The sequence below is a fragment of the Streptomyces sp. NPDC055815 genome (assembly GCF_053616475.1).
Genome location: NZ_JBSHDU010000067.1, coordinates 39,465 through 46,395, shown reverse-complemented (window position 1 = coordinate 46,395; position 6,931 = coordinate 39,465). Strand labels below are relative to the sequence as shown.

Here is a 6,931-nt window from a genome sequence, read left to right as displayed (position 1 = left end):
GCACGGGCAGGGTGGCGTAGTGGTCGAGGCCGCCGCCGGCCCGCAGCTGTCCGAAGTACTGGGCGAGCAGGTTGAGCGCGACGAAGGCGACGACGAGGACGGTGGAGCCGGCCACGACGGCGCGCGCCTCGGAGCCGCCGTCGACGACCCCGCGCATCAGGACCATGATCCCGATCGACTGGAAGGTGGCGACGAAGAGCAGCGGGATGCGGGCGACGCGGGCGCGGGAGAGCTGGGCGCGGTAGACGGCGGCCAGGGCCGGCAGGAGCCGGGCGCGCGGGGCGAGGGGCGCGGCGCCGTCGTCCCGGCTCGTGGCCGGGAGCGCGCCGGTCGGCAGGACCTCGGCGGGCAGGGTGCTCACTGCGTACGGCTCCTGAGGGTCACGTGCGGTCGGTCCGTGGTCATGCCTTCACCAGTCCCTCGGTCGCTCCGCCCAGGGCGAGGTACACGTCCTCCAGGCTGGGCGTGGCCAGGGTGAAGTCGTCGAGCGCGGCGAACGCGGCCCCGCCGGTGACGGCGGCGACGGCCGCGCGGGCCTCGTCGGGGGCGAGCCGGAGGTGCCAGCGGCGTCCGGTCTCCTGGGCGAGCGGGCGCAGGGCGGCGACCTCGGGGAGCTGGAGCGGCGGCGCGTCGCGCCAGACCAGCTCGACGCGGATCTCGCCGGCGACGCGCTCCTTGAGTCCGGTGGGGGTGTCGCAGGCGATGACCCGGCCGCGGTCGAGGACGGCGACCCGGTCGAGGACGGTCTCGGCCTCGATGACGTTGTGGGTGACGAGGAGCACGGTGGTGCCGTGCTCGGCGCGGCGCCGGTCGACGGCGGCCCAGACGGCGCGCCGGGCGACCGGGTCCATGCCGGTGGTGGGTTCGTCGAGGACGAGGACGGGCCGCTCGCCGACGAGCGCGGCGGCGAAGCAGGCGAGCCTGCGCTGGCCGCCGGAGAGCTTCTTGAGGGGGCGGCCGGCGAGCTCGCCGAGGCCGAGCTCGTCCAGGACGGCGTCGCGTGCGGCGCGGGCGTCGTGGGCGGTGAGGCCGCGGAGCCGGCCGGTGGTCTCGGCGGCGAGGGAGACGGTCAGCTCGTCGAGGGCGGTGGACTCCTGGCCGAGGTAGGCGAGGAGTCGTGACGCCCGCTCGGGGTGGCGCACGAGGTCGTGGCCGAGGAGTTCGACGGTGCCGGAGTCGGGGCGCATGAGCCCGGTGAGCTGGCGGACGAGGGTGGACTTGCCGGCGCCGTTGGGGCCGAGCAGGCCGAAGATCTCGCCGCCGCGCACGTCGAGGCTGATCCCGTCGGTGGCCCGCACCTCGGGGGTCGCGGGCGCGCCGCGCCTGCCGCGCGTGGCGGGGTACGTCTTGACCAGATCCCGCACCACGCACACCGTACTCACGGGGGAAGAGCCTACGGGGTCGGTGGGGCCGCTCCGGGCGCGGGGGCGTGTTCGGCGGCGGCCCGGACGTCGATCTCGCGCCAGAACCCGGCCCGGATCGCGTACCGGTCGTGCTCGTCGATCTGATCGTCCTTGTGGGCGAGAAGTCCGAAACGGGCGGCGTAGCGGAGGAGTTCGCCGTCGATGCGGTGCGGGATGCGCGGGTAGAGGGTGGAGAGCTTCTGGACGTGGCTCTGCTCGGGGAGCCGTTCCATCCAGCGGCGGGCGAACACCTGTCCGACCTCGAAGGGGTCGCCGCCGACGGTGGTGATGTCCTCCTCGCGGTCGGCCCAGCGCTGCTCGGCGCTGGTGAGGGTGGCGAGGGTCGGCAGGGTGGCGGTCTCGGCCGGTTCGCCGAGGGAGGGGGCGGGGCGCTCGACCCAGCCCCGGTCGGAGGACCAGCGGAGCGCGCTCGCGCCCTGCGGGACGGGGGCGGCGGGGGTGCCGGGGCCGCGCAGTCCGGCCAGGTCCTTGGGAGTGGGGACGCCCCGGCCCGGGGACGTGGGGGCGGGGACTCCCTCGCCGTCGATGTGCTCGTCGGCGCCGACGTGTCCGTCGGCACGGAGGTGCTCGTGGCCGCCGTCGCCGTTCGCGTCGACGGGGGCCGGTGCCCCGTTCCGTACGGCCGTGGCGGCCGCCTCGGCGGCCCGTTCGGCGGAGGCGGCGAGGGCGGCCTCGGGCAGCGGCGCGGAGAGGATGGCGGCGATCTCCGGGCGCGGGGCGGGCGGCGGGGCGCAGATGCCGGTGAGGTCCTTGGCGCGGACGGCGCGGGTGATCCAGGCCCGGTCGAGGACCCGCCGTTCGTCGGCCTCGGCGACGAGGTCCTCGGACTGGTTGTAGTCGCCGTCGGCGGCCTGGACGGCCCACAGGTGGACGGCGACGCCGTGCTCCTTGGCGGACATCAGGCCGGGCAGCAGATCGCCGTCGCCGGTGACGAGCACGATGTCGGAGCAGGCCCGGTTCCTCGCGAGCTCGGTCAGCTCGGTGTGCATGGCCGCGTCGACGCCCTTCTGCGCCCAGCGCCCCTCGCTCCTGGTCAGAGCACCGAGGCGGACCGTCACCCGGGGCATCACGCGGAGTCTGCGGTGCTCGGGCTGGGGCACCCGGTCGGGCGCGCCGTCGAACCAGTAGATCCGCAGGAGGGGCAGCGCGGTCTCGGCCTCGGCGCGCTGCCGCAGCTGCTGGATGAGACCGGCGTGGTCGACGGTGATCCTGGAGCGGGCCGGTTCCCCGGCGAGGAGACTGGCGGCGGCGCCCAGCAGGTAGCCGGCGTCCACCAGGACGACGCAGCGGTCCACGTGTTCCACCCTCTTTCGGGAGCCTCGGGTTCGAAAGGGTGCTTCGGGTTCCTTCGAGTCTGCCCGACGGCCAGGTGGTTGACGTCCGGAACTGGATCATCGGCGTGGCGAGTATCACGTCCGCCCGGCCCCTACGCTCCGTAATGATCCAACATGCGGCGGTTCGTACCGTGTGTGAGTCTGACAGCGGCCCTGGCCCCTAGGTCCCTTTGAGGAGGAAACCCCATGGCCAAGAACCGCAACCAGAACCGCAGTCAGAAGCAGCAGTCGCCGGCCGAGCGCGGCGCCCAGCAGGCGCAGCAGTCGTCGATGGAGTCGCAGGCCGAGCAGCGCGCGAGCCAGGTCACTCCGGGTGACATGGCCCGCAAGGGCCGTCAGAAGCGTTTCGGCCACAACTGACGCGGCTGACGGCAAAGGGGCGCGCCCGTGACGACGGGCGCGCCCCTTGCGCATGGGGGTGAGCGGGGTGGCTAGCCGGCCAGGCAGGAGGGGCCGAGCAGTACCTTCAGGTCGCCGAAGAGCGCCGGATCGGGCTGGACCCGGTGCCGGTCGAGCCGGAGCACGGTGGTCTTCCGGGGGCCCTGGAGCTTGATCCGCACCTCGGTGTTGCCCTTGTGGTGCTTGAGGATCTCGCCGAGCCTGCTGACCATCGGCGGGGTCACCTTCACCGTCGGGATGGTGAGGACGACGGGCGCGTTGGTCCCGGCGTTCGACAGGTCGGGGACCATCAGTTCCATGGCGACGAGGCGGGGCACGTCCTCGCGCTTGTCGAGGCGGCCCTTGACGAAGACGACCGTGTCCTCGACGAGCTGGGTGGAGACCAGCTGGTACGTGGCCGGGAAGAACATGCACTCGATGGAGCCGGCCAGGTCCTCGACGGTGGCGATCGCCCAGGCGTTGCCCTGCTTGGTCATCTTCCGCTGGAGGCCGGAGATGATGCCGCCGATGGTGACGACCGCGCCGTCCCCGTGCTCGCCGCCGGTCAGCTGGGAGATCGCCGCGTCCGTCTTGTCGGACAGGACGTGCTCGATACCGAAGAGCGGGTGGTCGGAGACGTAGAGGCCGAGCATCTCGCGCTCCTGGGCGAGCAGGTACGACTTCTCCCACTCGACGTCGGAGAACTCGACGTCCAGACCGAAGCCGGGCTCGTCGCTCGCCTCGTCACCCATCCCGCCGAAGAGGTCGAACTGCCCCTCGGCCTCCTTGCGCTTGACCGCCACCACGTTGTCGATCATGGGTTCGTGGTGGGCGACCAGGCCCTTGCGGGTGTGGCCCATCTCGTCGAAGGCGCCGGCCTTGATCAGCGACTCGACGGTCCGCTTGTTGCAGACGACGGCCTCGACCTTGTCGAGGAAGTCGGGGAAGGAGGAGTACTTCCCCTTCGCCTTGCGCGATTTGATGATCGACTCGACGACGTTGGTGCCGACGTTCCGGATGGCGGAGAGGCCGAAGAGGATCACGTCGTCGCCCTGGGCGGCGAAGTTCGACTCGGACTCGTTCACGTTGGGCGGCAGGACCTTGATGCCCATGCGGCGGCACTCGTTCAGGTAGACCGCGGACTTGTCCTTGTCGTCCTTGACCGAGGTGAGGAGTCCCGCCATGTACTCGGCGGGGTGGTTGGCCTTGAGGTAGGCGGTCCAGTAGGAGACCAGGCCGTACGCGGCGGAGTGCGCCTTGTTGAAGGCGTAGCCGGCGAAGGGGACCAGGACGTCCCAGAGGGCCTGGATGGCCTCGTCGCTGTAGCCGTTCTTCTTGGCGCCGGCCTGGAAGATGGTGAAGTTCTTCGCCAGCTCCTCGGGCTTCTTCTTGCCCATGACGCGGCGGAGGATGTCGGCCTCGCCGAGCGAGTAGCCGGCGATGATCTGGGCGGCCTTCTGCACCTGCTCCTGGTACACGATGAGGCCGTAGGTGACCGCGAGCACCTCTTCGAGCGGCTTCTCCAGCTCGGGGTGGATCGGGGTGATCTCCTGCTGGCCGTTCTTGCGCAGGGCGTAGTTCGTGTGCGAGTTCATGCCCATCGGGCCCGGCCGGTACAGGGCGGACACGGCGGAGATGTCTTCGAAGTTGTCGGGCTTCATCAGCCGGAGCAGCGAGCGCATGGGGCCGCCGTCGAACTGGAAGACGCCGAGGGTGTCACCGCGCTGGAGCAGTTCGAAGGTCTTCTGGTCGTCGAGCGGCAGCGCCAGGAGATCGATGTCGATCCCCTTGTTGGACTTCACCATCTTGACGGCGTCGTCCATGATCGTCAGGTTGCGCAGGCCGAGGAAGTCCATCTTCAGCAGGCCGAGCGACTCGCACTGCGGGTAGTCCCACTGCGTGATGGTGACGCCGTCGGTGTGCCTGACCCAGATCGGGGCGTGGTCGACGATCGGCTCGCTGGACATGATCACGCCGGCGGCGTGCACGCCCATCTGGCGGACCAGGCCCTCGACGCCGCGGGCGGTGTCGATGACCTTCTTGACGTCCGGCTCGTTCTCGTACATCGCGCGGATCTCGCCGGCCTCGCTGTAGCGGGGGTGCGAGGGGTCGGTGATGCCGTTGAGGTCGATGCCCTTGCCGAGGACGTCGGCGGGCATGGCCTTGGTGAGCCGGTCACCCATGGCGTAGGGGTAGCCGAGGACGCGCGCGGAGTCCTTGATGGCGTTCTTCGCCTTGATCTTTCCGTACGTGCCGATCATGGCGACCTTGTCGGCGCCGTACTTCTCGGTCACGTACCGGATCACCTCGACGCGCCGACGCTCGTCGAAGTCGATGTCGACATCGGGCATCGAGATGCGCTCGGGGTTGAGGAAGCGCTCGAAGATCAGACCGTGCGGGATCGGGTCGAGGTCGGTGATGCCCATGGCGTACGCGACGATCGAGCCGGCCGCGGAGCCTCGGCCGGGGCCCACGGCGATGCCCTGCTTCTTCGCCCACATGATGAAGTCGGCGACGACGAGGAAGTAGCCGGGGAAGCCCATCGAGATGATGGTGTCCATCTCGTACTCGGCCTGCTTGAGGCGGTCCTCGGGGATGCCCCCGGGGAAGCGGCGGTGCATGCCCCGCATGGTCTCCTCGCGGAACCAGGTGACCTCGGTGTAGCCCTCGGGGATGTCGAACTTCGGCATGAGGTTCTTGGCCTCGAACATGCCGCTGGTGTCGATCTGCTCCGCGACGAGCAGCGTGTTGCGGCAGCCCTCCTGCCAGGCGTCCGAGGAGTCGACGGCGTACATCTCGTCCGTGGACTTCAGGTAGTAGCCGGTGCCGTCGAACTTGAAGCGGTCCGGGTCCGAGAGGTTCTTGCCGGTCTGGATGCAGAGCAGGGCGTCGTGCGCGCCGGCCTCGTGCGCGTACGTGTAGTGCGAGTCGTTCGTGACCAGCGGCGGGATGCCGAGCTTCTTGCCGATCTCCAGGAGCCCGTCGCGGACCCGGTGCTCGATCTCGATGCCGTGGTCCATCAGCTCCAGGAAGTACCGGTCCTTGCCGAAGATGTCCTGGTACTCGGAGGCGGACTTCAGGGCCTCGTCGAACTGGCCGAGGCGCAGCCGGGTCTGCAGCTCGCCGGAGGGGCAGCCGGTGGAGGCGATCAGGCCCTCGGACCACTGGGAGATGGTCTCCTTGTCCATCCGGGGCCACTTCTGCAGCCAGCCCTCGGCGTACGCGTCGGAGGACAGCTTGAAGAGGTTGTGGAGTCCGGTGGAGTTCGCCGCCCAGATCGTCTTGTGGGTGTAACCGCCGGAACCGGAGACGTCGTCCCGCTTCTGGTGGGGCTGGCCCCACTGGATCTTCCGCTTGTTGCGCCGGGACTCGGGCGCCACGTACGCCTCGATGCCGATGATCGGCGTGACCCCGGCCTTCTTCGCGGTGTGGAAGAAGTCGTACGCCCCGTGCAGGTTGCCGTGGTCGGACATGGCGATATGGGTCATGCCCATCTCGTTGCACGCGTTGAACATGTCCTTCAGCCGCGCGGCACCGTCCAGCAGCGAGTACTGGGTGTGGACGTGGAGGTGCGTGAAGGGCGGCTTGGTCACGGCGGGAGGCCTCCGGAAAACGCTGGGCGACAGGCTGCGGACAGTCTGGGGGGACAGCGTGGAAGTCTACGTCGGCCGACTGACAACGGCTGGAATGCAACACTGCGGGGCGAAGCCCCTCGATGAGGGGTGGTGGTCGGGCGACGGGCGGGCACTCGGGGGTACGGTCGCGCGTTGGAGGACCGGGAACACCTGTCCCATT

General features: G+C 70.2%; 4 protein-coding genes and 1 pseudogene. 1 reads left to right on the top strand and 4 read right to left on the bottom strand.

The window, feature by feature from the left end:
* From ACWGN5_RS32045 to ACWGN5_RS32035, 3 genes and pseudogenes are all read right to left on the bottom strand, one after another.
* Window positions 1-361: pseudogene (locus ACWGN5_RS32045) on the bottom strand (ABC transporter permease); the annotation flags it as partial.
* Between the two features lie 40 nt (window positions 362-401).
* Window positions 402-1,373: an ABC transporter ATP-binding protein gene (locus ACWGN5_RS32040; RefSeq protein WP_453521742.1), complete on the bottom strand. Its 972-nt coding sequence runs from the start codon at window positions 1,371-1,373 to the stop codon at window positions 402-404.
* Window positions 1,374-1,393: 20 nt separating this feature from the next.
* Window positions 1,394-2,728, bottom strand: a complete 1,335-nt coding sequence (locus tag ACWGN5_RS32035; RefSeq protein ID WP_453521740.1) for an NYN domain-containing protein — start codon at window positions 2,726-2,728, stop codon at window positions 1,394-1,396.
* A gap of 216 nt (window positions 2,729-2,944) precedes the next feature.
* Between ACWGN5_RS32035 and ACWGN5_RS32030 the strand changes: the two genes are divergently transcribed.
* Entirely contained in the window at window positions 2,945-3,118 is a 174-nt protein-coding gene (locus ACWGN5_RS32030; RefSeq protein ID WP_369143732.1) for a hypothetical protein, read from the top strand.
* Window positions 3,119-3,189: 71 nt separating this feature from the next.
* Here ACWGN5_RS32030 and dnaE read toward each other — a convergent pair whose 3' ends face one another.
* Window positions 3,190-6,729, bottom strand: coding sequence for a DNA polymerase III subunit alpha (dnaE, locus tag ACWGN5_RS32025; RefSeq protein WP_453521737.1), 3,540 nt, complete (start codon window positions 6,727-6,729; stop codon window positions 3,190-3,192).
* Between the last annotated feature and the right edge of the window lie 202 nt (window positions 6,730-6,931).